This is a genomic window from Streptomyces sp. WMMB 322 (assembly GCF_900090145.1).
Lineage (GTDB): Bacteria > Actinomycetota > Actinomycetes > Streptomycetales > Streptomycetaceae > Streptomyces.
On the sequence record NZ_FMHI01000004.1, the window covers coordinates 327,932 to 342,028 of the forward strand.

Sequence of the window (14,097 nt, forward strand, 5' to 3'; positions counted from 1 at the left end):
CACGCGGACTGCGGGGTAGGCTCGCGTCATGTTCGCGCAGCTCGTCCTCCTGCCTGCGGCAGGGGCAACCCGGGCCGACTGGTGGTGGACCGCTCATCCGGCGGCCCACTGACTGCGCGCGAACACGAGACAGCGACAGACGCGAAGGCCGCCCGAGGGGCGGCCTTCGGTGTGTGCACGGCCGTTCCCTCTCCGCGTGACCCCGCGCATCCCAGGAAGGAACGCCCGATGAACAGCCGCCGCACCGGTGCCGCCCCCGGCGCCTCAAAACAGGCTCCCGCGAGCACATCACCGTCCGCACCGCCGTCCGTACCCCCGTCCCTCCCGCCGTCCGCGCCCGAGCTGCTGCGCCGGCTGGCGCGCGAGGACGCCCCGCCCTTCGCGCTGCTGCGCAGACGCACCCCGGGCCGACGCCACGACACCGTCGAGATCCTGACCGGACCGGTCCACGAGGCGGCGCGGCTCGCCGACATCCCCGACGCCGGTCACGGCGCCCTCGCCCTCGTGCCGTTCCGGCAGATCCGCGAGCGCGGCTTCCGCGTGCGCGACGACGGGACGCCGCTGGCCGTGCTCGTCCCCCGGGAGGTGCACGAGCTGCCTCTGGACGACGTCGCGGCGGCGCTGCCCTCGCACCGGGTGCAGGTGGCGGACGGCGCCTTCGACGTGGACGACGAGGAGTACGCGCGGACCGTGCGCCGCGTCATCGACGACGAGATCGGCACCGGCGAGGGCGCCAACTTCGTGGTGCGCCGCACCTTCGAGGGGCGCATCCCGGGCTTCGGCCGCCGGGACGCGCTCGCGCTCTTCCGGCGGCTGCTGAGCGGGGAGCGAGGCGCGTACTGGACCTTCGTCGTGCACACCGGCGAGCGGGTCCTCGCCGGGGCGAGCCCCGAGGTGCATGTGCGGATGACCGGCGGAACGGTGGTGATGAACCCCATCAGCGGCACCTACCGCTATCCGCCGGGCGGCCCCTCCGCGGAGGGTCTGCTGGCCTTCCTCGCCGACCGCAAGGAGAGCGAGGAGCTGTCCATGGTCGTCGACGAGGAGCTGAAGATGATGTGCACCGTCGGCGACATGGGAGGGGTCGTGGTCGGTCCGCGGCTGAAGGAGATGGCGCACCTCGCCCATACCGAGTACGAACTGCGCGGGCGCAGCACCCTCGACGTGCGGGAGGTGCTGCGCGAGACGATGTTCGCCGCCACGGTCACCGGCTCGCCCGTGGAGAACGCGTGCCGCGTCATCGAGCGCCACGAACGCGGAGGACGGGGCTATTACGCGGGCGCGCTGGCACTGATCGGCCGTGACGCGGGAGGCGCCCAGACCCTCGACTCCCCGATCCTCATCAGGACCGCGGACGTGGACGCGGCGAGCGGCCGGCTCCGGGTACCGGTCGGTGCGACGCTGGTCAGGGCCTCGCAGCCCGCGGACGAGGTCGCCGAGACCCACGCGAAGGCGGCCGGCGTCCTCACGGCGCTGGGCGTTCGCGAGGCGCCCGCGGGCAAGGGGCAGGCAGGGCAGCAGCAGGCGCGCCTGGCGGACGATCCGCGCGTGCGGGCGGCGCTCACGGCCCGGCGCGCGGACCTGGCGCCGTTCTGGCTGCGGATGCAGACGGGCGGCGAACCGGACGCGGACCTGCCGCACGGAAAGATCCTGGTGGTGGACGGGGAGGACACCTTCACCTCGATGCTCGCCCATCTGCTGCGGACCACGGGCTCCGGGGTGGAGGTGCGGCGCTTCGACGATCCGGGGCTGCGGGACGCGGCGCTCGCGCACGAGGGCCCGGTCGTACTCGGGCCCGGCCCTGGTGATCCGCGCGACGGGACCGATCCGAAGATCCGCCTGCTTCGCGAACTGACGGGCCGGCTGCTGCAGCGGCACCGGCACGGCCTGCTGGGGATCTGTCTGGGGCACGAACTGCTCGCCGCGGAGCTGGGGTTGGAGATCGTGCGGAAGGCGCGGCCCCACCAGGGAGCGCAGGAGACGGTCTCCGTCTTCGGGCGGGACGAGACCGCCGGCTTCTACAACTCCTACGCGGTGCGCTGCGGTTCGCAGGAGGCACGGCGGTGGGCGCCGGCCGGCCGGCCGCACCGCGTCGAGGTCGGCCGCGACGCCGCGACCGGCGAGGTCCACGCGCTGCGCGGCGCGACGTTCGCGAGCGTGCAGTTCCACCCGGAGTCGGTGCTGACGCTGGACGGGCCGGGGATCGTCAGGCGGCTGCTGGCGGCCCTCCCGGTGGGCGGCGCGCGGCGCTGACACCCCGAGCCGGACACCGTGAGCCCGGGCCTCCCCTTCAGGGAAGGCCCGGGCTCAGTGCGCCGGAGGGCCACCGGGCCGGAGAGCCCACGGCGTCCGGAAGGGCTCAGCCGAAGAAGACCTCGGCCTCCTCGTACATCTCCGGGTCGACCGTCTTCAGCTTGGCGGTGGCCTCCGCGATCGGCACCCGGACGATCTTCGTGCCCTGGAGGGAGACCATCTTGCCCCAGTCCTCGTCGCGCACGGCATCGATCGCGTGCAGCCCGAAGCGGGTGGCCAGCCAGCGGTCGAAGGGAGTGGGAGTGCCGCCGCGCTGGATGTGCCCGAGGACCGTCGTACGGGCCTCCTTGCCGGTGCGCTTCTCGATCTCCTTCGACAGCCACTCGCCGACGCCCGAGAGCCGCACGTGCCCGAACGAGTCGTGCGAGTCGTCCTTGAGCACCATCTCGCCGTCCTTGGGCATGGCGCCCTCGGCGATGACGACGATCGGGGCGTAGCTCGCCTTGAACCGGGACTCGACGTAGCCGCACACCTGGTCGACGTCGAAGCGCCGCTCAGGGATGAGGATGCAGTTGGCGCCGCCCGCCAGGCCGGAGTGGAGGGCGATCCAGCCCGCGTGCCGGCCCATCACCTCCACCACGAGTACGCGCATGTGGGACTCGGCGGTGGTGTGGAGCCGGTCGATGGCGTCGGTGGCGACGTTGACGGCGGTGTCGAACCCGAAGGTGTAGTCGGTGGCCGACAGGTCGTTGTCGATCGTCTTGGGCACGCCGACGCACTTGACGCCGAACTCGTCGGTGAGCCGGGCGGCGACGCCCAGGGTGTCCTCGCCGCCGATGGCGATGAGAGCGCCGACGTCGTGCTTGACAAGGTTCTCCTGGATGCGCTGGACGCCGTTCTCCTCCTTGAACGGGTTCGTACGCGACGAGCCCAGGATCGTCCCACCGCGGGGCAGCGTGCCGCGCACCGCGGGGATGTCGAGCTGAACCGTGTCGCCCTCCAGCGGCCCCCGCCAGCCGTCCCTGAACCCGACGAAGTCGTAGCCGTACCGCTGGACGCCCTTACGGACGACGGCCCTCATCACCGCGTTGAGCCCGGGGCAGTCGCCGCCACCGGTCAGCACTCCGACCCGCATGGGATCTCCCTTCTCATCGCCGCGCTCGTGCATGCGCGGCCTGTAGCAACTGCGGCCACGCTAGCGGTGATCCACATCACCAGGCACAGGGCGCGGAGAGGTTTTCCGATCAGTTACCGGGCGAAGGGGGGTCCGGCCGCGTCGTCACTCCTCGTCGAGGCCGCGCCGGATGGCGTACCGCACCAGCTCGACCCGGTTGTGGAGCTGCAGCTTGCCCAGGGTGTTCTGCACATGGTTCTGGACCGTGCGGTGCGAGATGACCAGGCGTTCGGCGATCTGCCGGTAGCTCAGCCCCTTCGCGACGAGCCGCAGCACCTCGGTCTCGCGCTCGGTGAGCCGCGGCGCGGCGGGCTCGTCCGAGTCCGCCGCGGGCACCGGGTCCGACGCGAGCCTGCGGTACTCGCCGAGGACGAGGCCCGCAAGGCCCGGCGTGAAGACCGGGTCGCCCACGGCGGTTCTGCGCACGGCGTCCTGCAGCTCCTCCATGCTCGCCGACTTCACGAGATAGCCCGTCGCCCCGGACTTCACCGCCTCCAGCACGTCGGCGTGCTCGCCGCTCGCGGAGAGCACCAGCACCCGCAGCCCGGAGCCGGCACCGACGAGACGGCGGCACACCTCGGCCCCGGGCAGGCCGGGCAGGTTCAGATCCAGCACGAGCACATCGGGGGCGGCGGCACGGGCACGGCGCACGGCCTGGGGGCCGTCCCCCGCCGTGGCGACGACCTCGAACCCCGCCTCGCCCAGATCCCGTGCGACTGCGTCCCGCCACATGGGGTGATCGTCGACGACCATCACCTTCACCGGGCGCTGCGCGCCGTCGCCTCCGTCCGCGGTGTCCTCGGCGTTCTTCCCGCTCTTCCCCTTGCGCCCGTCGCCCGGGTCGCCGCCCCGGCTGCCGGCGCTGCTCGGGTTGTTCGCGTCGTTGCTGTCCGTCATAGCCCCCGCCGTCTTCTCTTTCGTCATTCCGTACGGCTGCGGACCTGCTTCGGCACTCGCAGCTCGACCTCCGTGCCCTGGCCGGGAACCGAGATCAACTCGGCGCTGCCGCCCAGGTCACGCAGCCGCCCCCGGATCGAGAGGGCGACCCCCATCCTTCCTTCGGCCTCCGCGTCCGCGAGTCGCCCGTCCGGCAGCCCGGGGCCGTCGTCCCGCACCGTGACCAGCACGCCGTCCGGCTCGTCCTCCAGCAGGATCCACGCCTGGGGCGGTTCGCCGTCCGGACCACCCGCGTGCTGACGCACATTGTCCAGGGCGGCACTGACAGCGGCGGCGACCTCCTGCGCGGTGGCCGCCGGCAGCGGCACGGGCGTGCCCGGCCCGACGAAGGTCACGCGGGCGCCCGAGTACGGCGAGAGCAGCGCCCGCAGATCGCACTCCGCGGCGGGCTCCTCACCGCCCTCCCGCCCGGCCCCTCCACTGGACCGCCGTGCCGCGCGTGCGCCTCCACCCGCGTCCGGTGCGGAAGGAGCCGGCACATGTGCGGTCTCCTGCGAGACGAGGCTGCGCAGCGCCACCTCCTGCTCCCCCGCCATCCTTCCCAGCTCGGCCGCCTCGCCGCCGATCTCGGTGCCACGGCGCTGCACCATGGCGAGGACCTGGAGCACGCTGTCGTGGATGTCGCGGGCGAGGCGCTCCCTCTCGCGGGTGGCGGCCTCGATCTGGAGGGCCTGGGCAAGGGTGCGCTCACTCGCCCTGGCCACCTCGGTCACGTAGCCGATGCCGATGCTCGCCACACACACCAGCAGCACGTTGTGCAGGGTGGGCCGCGTGACCGCGCCCTGTTCGACGATGTTGGCGGCCCCGACCACCGTTGCCGCGACCGCGCCCCAGCGCCAGCCGCCCTTGATGGCGAAGGCCAGCACCGGTCCGGCGACCCAGATGGTGGGGAGCGTGGGCCCGATGCTGCCGTGCGCGTCGACGTGGACGGAGGCGAGGATTCCCACGACGCCGAGCGTGATGTCGACGGCGAGGAAACCGTTCGTGCAGCGCCTGGCGGAGCGGACCTTGGGAATCGTGGCCGCCGTCCAGACCGTCAGCACTCCCAGATAGAGGGCGCCCACGAGTGGATGGGCGAGACGGTCGTACGCCCACGCGAAGACCGCCAGCGCGTAGCCGGCGGCCAGCAGCCGGTAGCCGCTCAGTGCCCGCCACAGCGGCTGTTCCACGGACATTCTCAGGACCATCTGTAGCGGCCCGCCCCCCTGCTTGCCTGCGTCTGTCTACGCCGCCCGGTCACGCTCGTTCCGCCGGCGCCTGGCCGCCGCGAGCATGGCTCCCGGCCGCACCGGGCCGTTCCTCCAGGAGTGCGCGGCGCCGTCCTTCCCCGCTTCCCTCCCGGGGGCCTGCTCCGCCCCGCCCTTTCCGCCGGCAGCGTCCTCGGCCTTCTCCGCCTCCGCGTTCCGCTTGGCCTCCTCGGCGAGTTGGCGCTTGGCGGCGGTGGCGTACATGTCGACGTACTCCTGGCCGGACAGCCTCATGATCTCGTACATGACCTCGTCGGTGAGGGCACGCTGGATGAAGCGGTCGTTCTCCATGCCCTGATAGCGGCTGAAGTCCATCGGCCTGCCGATCCTGATGCCCGGACGCATCAGCCGGGGCACGACCTGCCCGGGGGGCTGGATCTTCTCGGTGTCGACCATCGCCACCGGCAGCACGGGTGCTCCGGACCGGAGCGCGACCCGCGCCAGCCCTCCCGGCTTGCCCCGGTAGAGCCGGCCGTCGGGCGAGCGCGTGCCCTCGGGGTAGATGCCGAACAGCTCGCCGCGGGCGAGCACTTCGAGGCCGCTGCGGATCGCCGCCTCTCCCGCGCCGCGTGCGCCCGAGCGGTCCACGGGAAGCTGTCCGACCCCCTTGAAGAAGGCCGCGGTGAGTTTCCCCTTCACCCCCGGCGAGGTGAAGTACTCGGCCTTGGCGATGAAGGTGACCTTGCGGTCGAGCACCGCGGGCAGGAAGAAGGAGTCCGAGAAGGACAGATGGTTGCTGGCGAGAATCGCCGGACCTTCGTCGGGTACGTGCTCAAGCCCCTCGACCCAGGGCCGGAAGGCAAGCTTGAGCCCGTTGCCGACCGACAGCTTCATCGCTCCGTAGAACAACCCGAGGACCTCCTGTTTCCGACACCGTGACTTTATCTCCCCGTCGCGGAAGCAGCGCTCCTGCGTCGGGCAGTGCTGAACTACCCGGTCCCCGTGCCCCACGCGTAGGCTGGCAGTCGCACGCCCCGAGCGGGCACCGCGGAAGCAAGCACCACCTTCACAGCGCCGACCGACTCGATACCGACCGGCTGGAGGCCGACGTGTCCATACTTCCCGGGGCCGAGCCCATGCGTCATGACGGCTCGGAGACGGGTGTCCTCGTGTGCCACGGGTTCACCGGCTCCCCCCAGTCGGTACGGCCGTGGGCCGATCACCTGGCCGCCAAGGGGCTCACGGTCTCGCTTCCGCTGCTGCCGGGCCACGGCACGCGCTGGGAGGATCTGGCCGTGACGGGATGGCAGGACTGGTACGCCACGGTGGACCGCGAACTCCGCAGGCTGAGCAGCCGCTGCGAGCAGGTCTTCGTGTGCGGTCTGTCGATGGGCGGCGCCCTCGCGCTGCGACTGGCCGCGTACCACGGGGACGCGGTGAGCGGCGTGGCCGTGGTCAATCCCGCGATGACCTTCCCGCGGTGGCAGGGGTACGCGCTGCCGCTGGGCCGCTTCGTCGCCCGTTCGGCGAAGGGCATCACCAGCGACATCGCCAAACCCGGCTCCACGGAGGTCGGTTACGAACGGGTGCCGACCCAGGCCGCGTACTCGCTCCGCGACTTCTTCCGCCGTGTGCGCGGCGAACTGCCGCAGGTGACGCAGCCTCTGCTCGTCATGCGCAGCAGGACCGACCACGTGGTGCCGCCGGGCGACTCCGCTCTGGTGCTCAGCAAGGTCTCGTCGAGCGACGTGACCGAGACCGTCCTCGAGGACAGCTTCCACGTGGCCACCCTGGACCACGACGCGGAGCGCGTCTTCGCGGACTCCCACGGATTCATCACCCGGCTCGCAGCGAGGAAGACGGAGACGGCAGGCGATGGAGCGTAACCCCGGCGCGGAGGACGACGGCCACGGCGAGGACGACCCGCGGCGCGCGGAGGGCGGCCACGAGGAGCACGGCCGTGACGGGCTCCGCAAGGACGAACGCGACGACGGCGCCGCACCGGTGCCCCTCGACGAGGATGCCGCCTGGGAGCAGATCGTCGCCGCGTACGGGGACCACCCGAAGGCCGAGGGCATGGCGTCGGCGGACTCCGGCGGCGACGCCCGCACCGGCACCGCCGCGCGCCCCGCGCCCGGGCCACGTCCCGAGGGCGAGAGCGAGGGCGACGACGGGGCCACGCCGGTACGCAGCTTCACCGTCTACTCGGCCGGTTCCGGCCCCCGCGACTGGAGCCTGCCGGCGTCCGACGACGAGCCCGGCGGCACCCCCGAGGAGGACGACGAGGGCCACTTCGTGCCGCCCGAGCCGCCGCCGCTGCCGCAGGCCGACACCACGGGCAAGTTCGCCTGGCTCGCGGTGCTCGGCGGTCCGCTGCTTCTGATCTTCACCGTCCTTTTCCAGCAGGAGCTGACCTGGTGGATCGCGACGCTGGGGATCGGCGGCTTCCTCGGGGGATTCGGCACCCTGGTGGCACGGATGCGCGACGGGCGCGACGAGGACGACTGGGACGACCCCGGCCGCGGCGCCGTGGTCTGAACGCCGGGGCCGGAACGGGGTGACCGGAACGGGGTGGCCGGAACGCGGTGGCCGGAACGCGGTGGCCGGAACGCGGTGGCCGGAACGGGGTGGCCGGAACGGGGTGGCCGGAACGGGGTGGCCTCAACGCCGTGTCTGTACCGTGCCGCCTGAACCGGGCCCCGGCGCCGTGGTCCGGGCCTCGCCGCCCCCGCCGGGCGCCGGCTGTCAGCCGTGCGGACCGGGAGGCACACGCAGCGCGGCCAGCACCGGCAGATGATCCGTGGCCGCGCACAGATCCTCCGGTGAGACGCCCTCCAGCCCGTGCGGTACGCCGCAGCCGAGGACCTCGACACCAGGGGAGGCGAGGACGGCGTCGATGCGCTGGTGCGGGCGCCGCGGCGTGGAGGTGTACTCGCCGCCCCACGGTGCCACGGCCCACCCGTCCTGCAGCCGCGCCGCGAGCTGCCGGAACGTGCGGCCCCTGGGGCGTTCGTTGAGGTCCCCGGCGGCCACGGTGTGCGGTGTGCCCAGGGCCCCGAGGCGGTCGAGAAGCATGCGGCCCTGGGCCTGCCGTTCATCGGTCTGCAGGCTCAGATGGCAGCTGAGCACGCCGAGCCGCGCGGCCGGGCCGAACCCCAGCACCGCCGTGGCGAACCCCCGCCTGTGCAGGCCGGGCGTGCGGGGCAGCAGAACGTCCTCGGTGCGCAGCACCGACGCCCGCAGCGTCGCGAGGATCATCGGCCCCGTGGCGGTCGCGCCGCCCGTCACGTAGACCATCCCGCACTCACGCGCCAGCCACGCGGCGTGCTTGCGCCAGCGGAAGAACCGCGGCGCCTCCTGCACGCACACCACGTCCGGGGCGCACGCCCGGATGACCCGGGCGAGCGCTCTCCGGTCGTCCCGCATGGAGCGGATGTTGTAGCTGAGCAGCCGGACGAGCGCCGAACCGTCCGGCTCGGTACGTCCTGCGGGCAGATCCGCGAGCGTCATCGGCGCGGCTCACACTCACATTCGTCGGTCGTTCCGCTTCGTCGGCGGGGCGCGCTCAGCCCTGCCGGGCGTGTGCGCTCAGCCCTGCCGGGCCAGGTCGGCGACGCCCACCATGCCTGCCTTGCCGCCCAGTTGGGCGGCGAGCACCTCGGCGTGGGGGCGCCAGCGGCTGCCGACGAGCCAGCGGCGGTAGGACTTTCGGATGGGGTCGAGCACCAGATCGCCCTCGTCCGAGACGCCGCCGCCGACGATGAACGCGCCCGGATCGAACAGCGACGCCAGGTCGGCGAGCCCGGCGCCCGCCCAGCGCGCCAGTTCCCGGAAGGAGTCCACGGCGACCGGGCAGCCCCGCCGTGCGGCCTCGCTGATGTGCTTGCCCTTGACGCCCTCGGGGGTTCCGTCGCCGAGCTCGAGCAGGATCGTGGCGTTCTCCGGCGTGGCCGTCGCGCGCTGCTGTGCGTACCGCACGAGTGCGCTGCCCGACGCGTACTGCTCCCAGCAGCCCTGGTTGCCGCAGCCGCACAGCAGACCGTCGGGCACCATCCGGATGTGCCCGAACTCGGCGGCGACACCGAAGCGGCCGCGGTGCAGCTTGCCGCCGATGATCACGCCGCCGCCGAGGCCCGTGCCGATGGTGATGCAGACGACGTCCTCGTGGCCGGTCCCGACGCCGAACTTGTATTCGCCCCAGGCGGCGGCGTTGGCATCGTTCTCGATCACGACGGGAAGGTCGATGCGCTGCTCGACCTTGTCCTTGAGCGCCTCGTGGCGCCAGGTCAGGTTCGGGGTGAACAGAACGGTCGCACGCTTGTCGTCCACGTAGCCGGGAGCGCCGATGCCGACGGCGTCCACCTCGTGTTCGGCGCTGGCGTCCCGTACCGCGTCGGCGATGGCGTCGATGACGCCGTCCGCCGTGGGCGGGGTGGGCACGGTACTGGTCTCCAGGATGGTTCCGTGCTCATCGACCACGCCGGCCGCGATCTTGGTGCCGCCGATGTCGACGCCGATAGTGAGTCCCATGTGTCCCTCGGTATTCCGCTCCTACCCCGCTGCAGAACACCGTACCGGAGGGGATGGGCGGCCCGATCGTGCGCGTGGGCACGAGGCTTGAAGCTCACGGCACTTGGCGCTCGGGGCCCGTCGCCCGCGGCGCGGGTGCTTCTCAGGGCGCGCCGGGACCGTCGCTTCCCGTTCCGTGCCCGTCCGGTCCGTCCTCCTCCGCCGGCCCGGGGTCCTGGGCCGTCCCCGTTCCGCCCGGCTCCTTGTCCAGGTCGATCCGCTCGACGCCCGGCGGGCCGGAAGGGCGCGAGGCTCCCGGGGCGGAGTCGCCCGGCCGCCCGGCGCGGTCGCCTGTTCCGGACGCCCCCGCGGTGCCGGCCGTCCAGCGGCCCTCCGCCTCCTGTACGGCAGCCCTGTAGGCGGCGAGCAGTTCTCCGCCGGCGGCGGCGAGGTGGTCGAAGACGTGCGGGTTGCGCTCGACGACGGGCTCGATGGCGGCCCTCGCCTGTGCGATGAACTGCTGTGCCATGCCCTGCGCGGCGGCGGAGGCCATCGTGCCGCCGAAGGGCCTGCCCAGCTCGGCCACCCTGTCGGACACGGCGTCCGCGAGGCGCCTCAGCTCCTCGGCCGCGCTGCCGTGACTCTGCCCGTACTCGGCACGCCGGCGGGCCTTCTCGGCGGCGAGGTCTTCTTCGCAGGCGGTGGCCCAGGCGTCGGCGTCCGCGGCGTCCGGCATCTCGGGCTCGGCGGCATCGCTCATGGCGGCGCTCCTACGGCGAAGGGGGAAAGGGGCGGTGCCCGTCGGACGGTGGCACGTATCCGACGTTACCCGAACAGCCGGGGAGCGGAGAGCGCCGGAAGGGACGCCACGGGGGCAGGGCTGCCCGGTCCTACGGTCTTACGCGCTCCGCCGCAGCCGACGGGCCCGGACCGGCAGACGGGCAGGGGACCGGAACCGGCAGGCCGGACCCGCGGCGCCCCTTCCGGCACTCTCCGGTGCGGCGCCCGTCAGCGCACGGTGCCCTCCGGCCACAGCGCCGGGTCGGGTGCGCACCGCACCCGCAGCTCGCCCCCGTCCAGCGACGCACCCACGACCCGGCACCTGCGCAGCGCGGAGGGAAGCGGGAAGACGCGCCGGTACGGGCCGACGCCGAGAATCAACTCGTCCCCTCGCCGCACGAGTTCGAGCTCCTCCTTGCGGACCGAGGGCAGAGCCAGCCGCCACACCAGAAGGCCGTCCCGGGCCAGGTGGTCCTCGACGGCTCCGTCCGCCGCCGCTCCCGCGACACCGGCCGCTCCTGCCGCTCCTGCCGCGCTCCAAGCCGGCTCGCCCGCAGGGGAGTTCTCCGTGACGAGGCGCAGCAAGTCGTCCGCACCGCGCGGTTCCCGCCCCAGATGGGGCAGTTCGCGGAGCGGGACACCCTCCCGCCCCAACTCCTCACGCCACTCCCGGAGCACCGTCTGCTGCTGCCCGGACAGCGAGGCCGTCCAGGGTTCCGGACTGCCCGGCGGGACGACCCTGTTGGCGACGACCACCCGCAACGGCAGGCCGTACAGCCCCAGTCCGGCACGGCCGAGCCGTACGGCCTCGGCGGCCAGTGGACCGGGTTCCGCGACGAGGCAAGCGGCGGTCCCTTCGGACTCCAGCAGGCCCTGTACATCGGCGAGTTCGCCGTCCCAGCGGGCAGCGGCGGCGTAGAGCGCCTCGGTCGGCACGGGTACGCCCACGAGCTGTGCGAGCGCGGGCCGCAGGGCGCGCGCGGCCTGCCGCTCCGCGGGCAGGAGCCTGCGCAGCCAGCGGCGCAGCTGGGCGGGCAGCGCCAGGACGCGCAGCGCGGCCGGGGTGTGCGGAAGGTCGACGACGAGGGTGTCCCACTCTCCCGTGCCGTGTGCGGCCCGCAGGGTGCTCAGCAGCGCGAACTCTCCGGCGCCGGGGAGTTCGGTCACCTCGTCCTCGTCCAGCGGGTCCGAGCCCAGCAGATCCAGTACCTTGCGGCCCCGCTCCTGGAGGGCGACGGCCGCGGCGCGGAAGTGCCCGGCCGAGTCGGTGCGGGCGACGTGCAGCAGCCCGTCCGTCCCGGGCACGGCCGCACCAGCGGTGCCGGCGGCCCCCGTGGCCCCCTCCGTCACGCCGAGCACGGCTTCCAGGGTCGCGGGCGTCTCGCCGCTCAGCAGCAGCGTCCGGTGCCCCCCGCGGGCCTCGGCGACGGCGATCGCGGCGGCGGCTGTCGTGCGCCCGGCGCCTCCCGCCCCGGTGACCAGCAGCGTCCGCGGCCCCGGCCCGGCTGTGCCGCCGGGCTCCGGCGCGCGCCGCGTGGCGGGGCGCTCCGCCGGTGCGTCCCGGTCCTCCGGTACGTCCCGGTCCTCCGGAGCCGCCCGTGGTCCCGGTACGTGCCGGCCTCCTCCACAGACTGCGTCGTGGGTGAGACCCCCATCCCCGGGCCCGGGCACCGTCACGTCAGCCTTTGGCGGCGTCCGCGCCCTGACCGGCACCACCGCCCGACTCGACGCGCTTCTTCAGGCCGGACAGCGCGCGGTCGATGATGACCTTCTCGGCCTTGCGCTTGATCATCCCGAGCATCGGGATCTTGACGTCGACGGTCAACTGGTAGGTGACCTCGGTGCGTTCGCCGCCCGCCACCGGAACCAGCCTGTAGACACCGTCCAGTTCGCGCAGCATCTGGGACTTCACCAGCGACCAGCGGACCTCGTTCTCGCCGATCCACTCGTAGGCCAGGGTGTGTTCGTCCTTGATGGCGCCCGCGTCCAGGAGCAGCCGCACCTGTTCGGCCCGTCCCTGCGAGTCCCGCGAGAGGACCTCGGCCTCCTTCACCTCGCCGGTCCACTCCGGGTAGCGGGCGAAGTCGGCGATCACTCCCATCACCGCTGCGGGCGCCGCATCGATCGTGATGTCCGAACTCGTGTGTTCCGCCATCGCCGTGGCTCCTCCAAGTGCTGCGCGCGGCCCCCGATTGCCGCTGGCAGGCTACCGCGCGTGTCCGGTGCGCGGCCTGCCGCCCTCTCCGGCGGGCGACGGGGCCGCGGACGGCCTCACCACTCCAGCACCCAGGGCTTGCCGGTGGCGTTGAAGTGCCCCACGTTCACGCACTCCGTCGGCCCGATCCGCATCCTCTGCACCAGCGGCTGGTGCACGTGCCCGAAGAGGTGGAAGCGCGGCCGTGCGGAGCGGACCGCCCGCAGCAGCGCCTCGCTGCCGCGTTCGAAGCGCCGGGCGACCGTGTCGTAGCACAACTCCGGTACCTCGGGAGGGATGTGGGAGCACAGCACATCCACCTCGCCGAGCGCCTCGACCTTCGCCGCGTAGGTCTCGTCGTCGATCTCGTACGGGGTGCGCATGGGCGTGCGGAGCCCGCCGCCCACGAACCCGAAGCGCAGCCCGCCGATGACGGCGGTCTCGCCGTCCAGCACGGTCACGCCCTCTCCCGCGTACTCCGGCCACAGGGGCGGCACGTCGACGTTGCCGTAGGTCGCGTACGTGGGCGAGGGCAGCGCTGCGAACAGTTCGGCGTACTGCTTGCGGACGGCTCGCTCGGTCGCCTCGGCCCTGTCGACGCCCGCCCAGAGCTTCTTCGAGAACTCGCGCGCCTCGGCGAAGCGGCGCGCGGTGCGCAACTCCACGATGTGGTCGGCGTTTTCGACTCCGAACAGCTCCGGGAAGATGCCGCGGGAGTGGTCGGCGTAGTCGAGGAAGAGGACGAGATCTCCCAGGCAGACGAGCGCGTCGGCGCCGTCGCCCGCCGTCGCGAGGTCGCGGCTGTTGCCGTGCACGTCGCTCACTACGTGGACTCGCATGAGCACACCCTAGAGCGGAGACGCCCCGGCGCGGCACCCCTGCCCCGGCCCCGCCCCACCTGCGGTTACTTCCCTCTCACCGCGTGCGTGGACTACGCTTTCGCCGATACGCCCGGGCCGTGTGACGCATCAGACATCTCAGGTTCACCCCTACCCCGCGGACCCTACTGATGGGTAACGTCCGGGTCGTCATTGATCCGGGTC

At 73.1% G+C, this 14,097-nt stretch carries 13 protein-coding genes; 3 read left to right on the top strand and 10 right to left on the bottom strand.

Annotated elements, in window-relative coordinates:
* Positions 1–228: 228 nt before the first annotated feature.
* Positions 229–2,253, top strand: a complete 2,025-nt coding sequence (locus tag H180DRAFT_RS09455) for an anthranilate synthase family protein (RefSeq protein ID WP_079099963.1) — start codon at positions 229–231, stop codon at positions 2,251–2,253.
* 106 nt (positions 2,254–2,359) lie between these two features.
* Here the strand turns inward: H180DRAFT_RS09455 and H180DRAFT_RS09460 are convergent, their stop codons facing one another.
* From H180DRAFT_RS09460 to H180DRAFT_RS09475, 4 genes are all read right to left on the bottom strand, one after another.
* Positions 2,360–3,388, bottom strand: a complete 1,029-nt coding sequence (locus H180DRAFT_RS09460; protein ID WP_055485526.1) for a 6-phosphofructokinase — start codon at positions 3,386–3,388, stop codon at positions 2,360–2,362.
* Positions 3,389–3,532: 144 nt separating this feature from the next.
* Positions 3,533–4,180, bottom strand: coding sequence for a response regulator (locus H180DRAFT_RS09465; protein WP_055485645.1), 648 nt, complete (start codon positions 4,178–4,180; stop codon positions 3,533–3,535).
* A 167-nt stretch (positions 4,181–4,347) separates the two neighbouring features.
* The gene (locus tag H180DRAFT_RS09470) at positions 4,348–5,559 is read right to left on the bottom strand and encodes a MacS family sensor histidine kinase (protein WP_079099964.1); all 1,212 of its coding nucleotides are present in this window, start codon (positions 5,557–5,559) and stop codon (positions 4,348–4,350) included.
* A 48-nt stretch (positions 5,560–5,607) separates the two neighbouring features.
* On the bottom strand, positions 5,608–6,480 hold the full coding sequence (locus tag H180DRAFT_RS09475) for a lysophospholipid acyltransferase family protein (RefSeq protein ID WP_079099965.1): 873 nt from the start codon (positions 6,478–6,480) through the stop codon (positions 5,608–5,610).
* Positions 6,481–6,680: 200 nt separating this feature from the next.
* Here H180DRAFT_RS09475 and H180DRAFT_RS09480 point away from each other — a divergent pair, with 200 nt between their 5' ends.
* Both H180DRAFT_RS09480 and H180DRAFT_RS09485 read left to right on the top strand, forming a co-directional pair.
* Positions 6,681–7,457, top strand: coding sequence for an alpha/beta hydrolase (locus tag H180DRAFT_RS09480; RefSeq protein ID WP_055485528.1), 777 nt, complete (start codon positions 6,681–6,683; stop codon positions 7,455–7,457).
* On the top strand, positions 7,447–8,109 hold the full coding sequence (locus H180DRAFT_RS09485) for a hypothetical protein (protein WP_074466708.1): 663 nt from the start codon (positions 7,447–7,449) through the stop codon (positions 8,107–8,109). The genes H180DRAFT_RS09480 and H180DRAFT_RS09485 overlap by 11 nt, the downstream gene beginning before the upstream one ends.
* A gap of 207 nt (positions 8,110–8,316) precedes the next feature.
* On the opposite strand, the gene H180DRAFT_RS09490 is transcribed toward H180DRAFT_RS09485, so the two are convergent.
* The 6 genes from H180DRAFT_RS09490 to H180DRAFT_RS09515 all read right to left on the bottom strand — a co-directional run bounded on the left by H180DRAFT_RS09490 (position 8,317) and on the right by H180DRAFT_RS09515 (position 13,893).
* On the bottom strand, positions 8,317–9,081 hold the full coding sequence (locus H180DRAFT_RS09490) for an endonuclease/exonuclease/phosphatase family protein (RefSeq protein ID WP_055485529.1): 765 nt from the start codon (positions 9,079–9,081) through the stop codon (positions 8,317–8,319).
* Between the two features lie 78 nt (positions 9,082–9,159).
* On the bottom strand, positions 9,160–10,101 hold the full coding sequence (locus tag H180DRAFT_RS09495) for an ROK family glucokinase (RefSeq protein ID WP_055485530.1): 942 nt from the start codon (positions 10,099–10,101) through the stop codon (positions 9,160–9,162).
* A 142-nt stretch (positions 10,102–10,243) separates the two neighbouring features.
* A complete protein-coding gene (locus tag H180DRAFT_RS29775) occupies positions 10,244–10,840 on the bottom strand; it encodes a DUF5304 family protein (RefSeq protein WP_159033568.1) in 597 nt (198 codons plus the stop codon).
* Between the two features lie 248 nt (positions 10,841–11,088).
* Positions 11,089–12,537, bottom strand: coding sequence for an ArsA family ATPase (locus H180DRAFT_RS09505; RefSeq protein ID WP_254665943.1), 1,449 nt, complete (start codon positions 12,535–12,537; stop codon positions 11,089–11,091).
* A 1-nt stretch (position 12,538) separates the two neighbouring features.
* A complete protein-coding gene (locus tag H180DRAFT_RS09510) occupies positions 12,539–13,015 on the bottom strand; it encodes an SRPBCC family protein (RefSeq protein WP_055485531.1) in 477 nt (158 codons plus the stop codon).
* A 116-nt stretch (positions 13,016–13,131) separates the two neighbouring features.
* On the bottom strand, positions 13,132–13,893 hold the full coding sequence (locus H180DRAFT_RS09515; protein ID WP_055485532.1) for a metallophosphoesterase family protein: 762 nt from the start codon (positions 13,891–13,893) through the stop codon (positions 13,132–13,134).
* Positions 13,894–14,097 lie beyond the last annotated feature (204 nt).

What these genes read in the sequence shown, in the direction of transcription:
- H180DRAFT_RS09490 (WP_055485529.1), bottom strand. Translation starts at nt 9,081, where the DNA reads ATGACGCTCGCGGATCTGCCCGCAGGACGTACCGAGCCGGACGGTTCG.
- H180DRAFT_RS09510 (WP_055485531.1), bottom strand. Translation starts at nt 13,015, where the DNA reads ATGGCGGAACACACGAGTTCGGACATCACGATCGATGCGGCGCCCGCA.
- H180DRAFT_RS09455 (WP_079099963.1), top strand. Translation starts at nt 229, where the DNA reads ATGAACAGCCGCCGCACCGGTGCCGCCCCCGGCGCCTCAAAACAGGCT.
- H180DRAFT_RS09485 (WP_074466708.1), top strand. Translation starts at nt 7,447, where the DNA reads ATGGAGCGTAACCCCGGCGCGGAGGACGACGGCCACGGCGAGGACGAC.
- H180DRAFT_RS29775 (WP_159033568.1), bottom strand. Translation starts at nt 10,840, where the DNA reads ATGAGCGATGCCGCCGAGCCCGAGATGCCGGACGCCGCGGACGCCGAC.
- H180DRAFT_RS09460 (WP_055485526.1), bottom strand. Translation starts at nt 3,388, where the DNA reads ATGCGGGTCGGAGTGCTGACCGGTGGCGGCGACTGCCCCGGGCTCAAC.
- H180DRAFT_RS09515 (WP_055485532.1), bottom strand. Translation starts at nt 13,893, where the DNA reads ATGCGAGTCCACGTAGTGAGCGACGTGCACGGCAACAGCCGCGACCTC.
- H180DRAFT_RS09470 (WP_079099964.1), bottom strand. Translation starts at nt 5,559, where the DNA reads ATGTCCGTGGAACAGCCGCTGTGGCGGGCACTGAGCGGCTACCGGCTG.
- H180DRAFT_RS09465 (WP_055485645.1), bottom strand. Translation starts at nt 4,180, where the DNA reads ATGGTCGTCGACGATCACCCCATGTGGCGGGACGCAGTCGCACGGGAT.
- H180DRAFT_RS09495 (WP_055485530.1), bottom strand. Translation starts at nt 10,101, where the DNA reads ATGGGACTCACTATCGGCGTCGACATCGGCGGCACCAAGATCGCGGCC.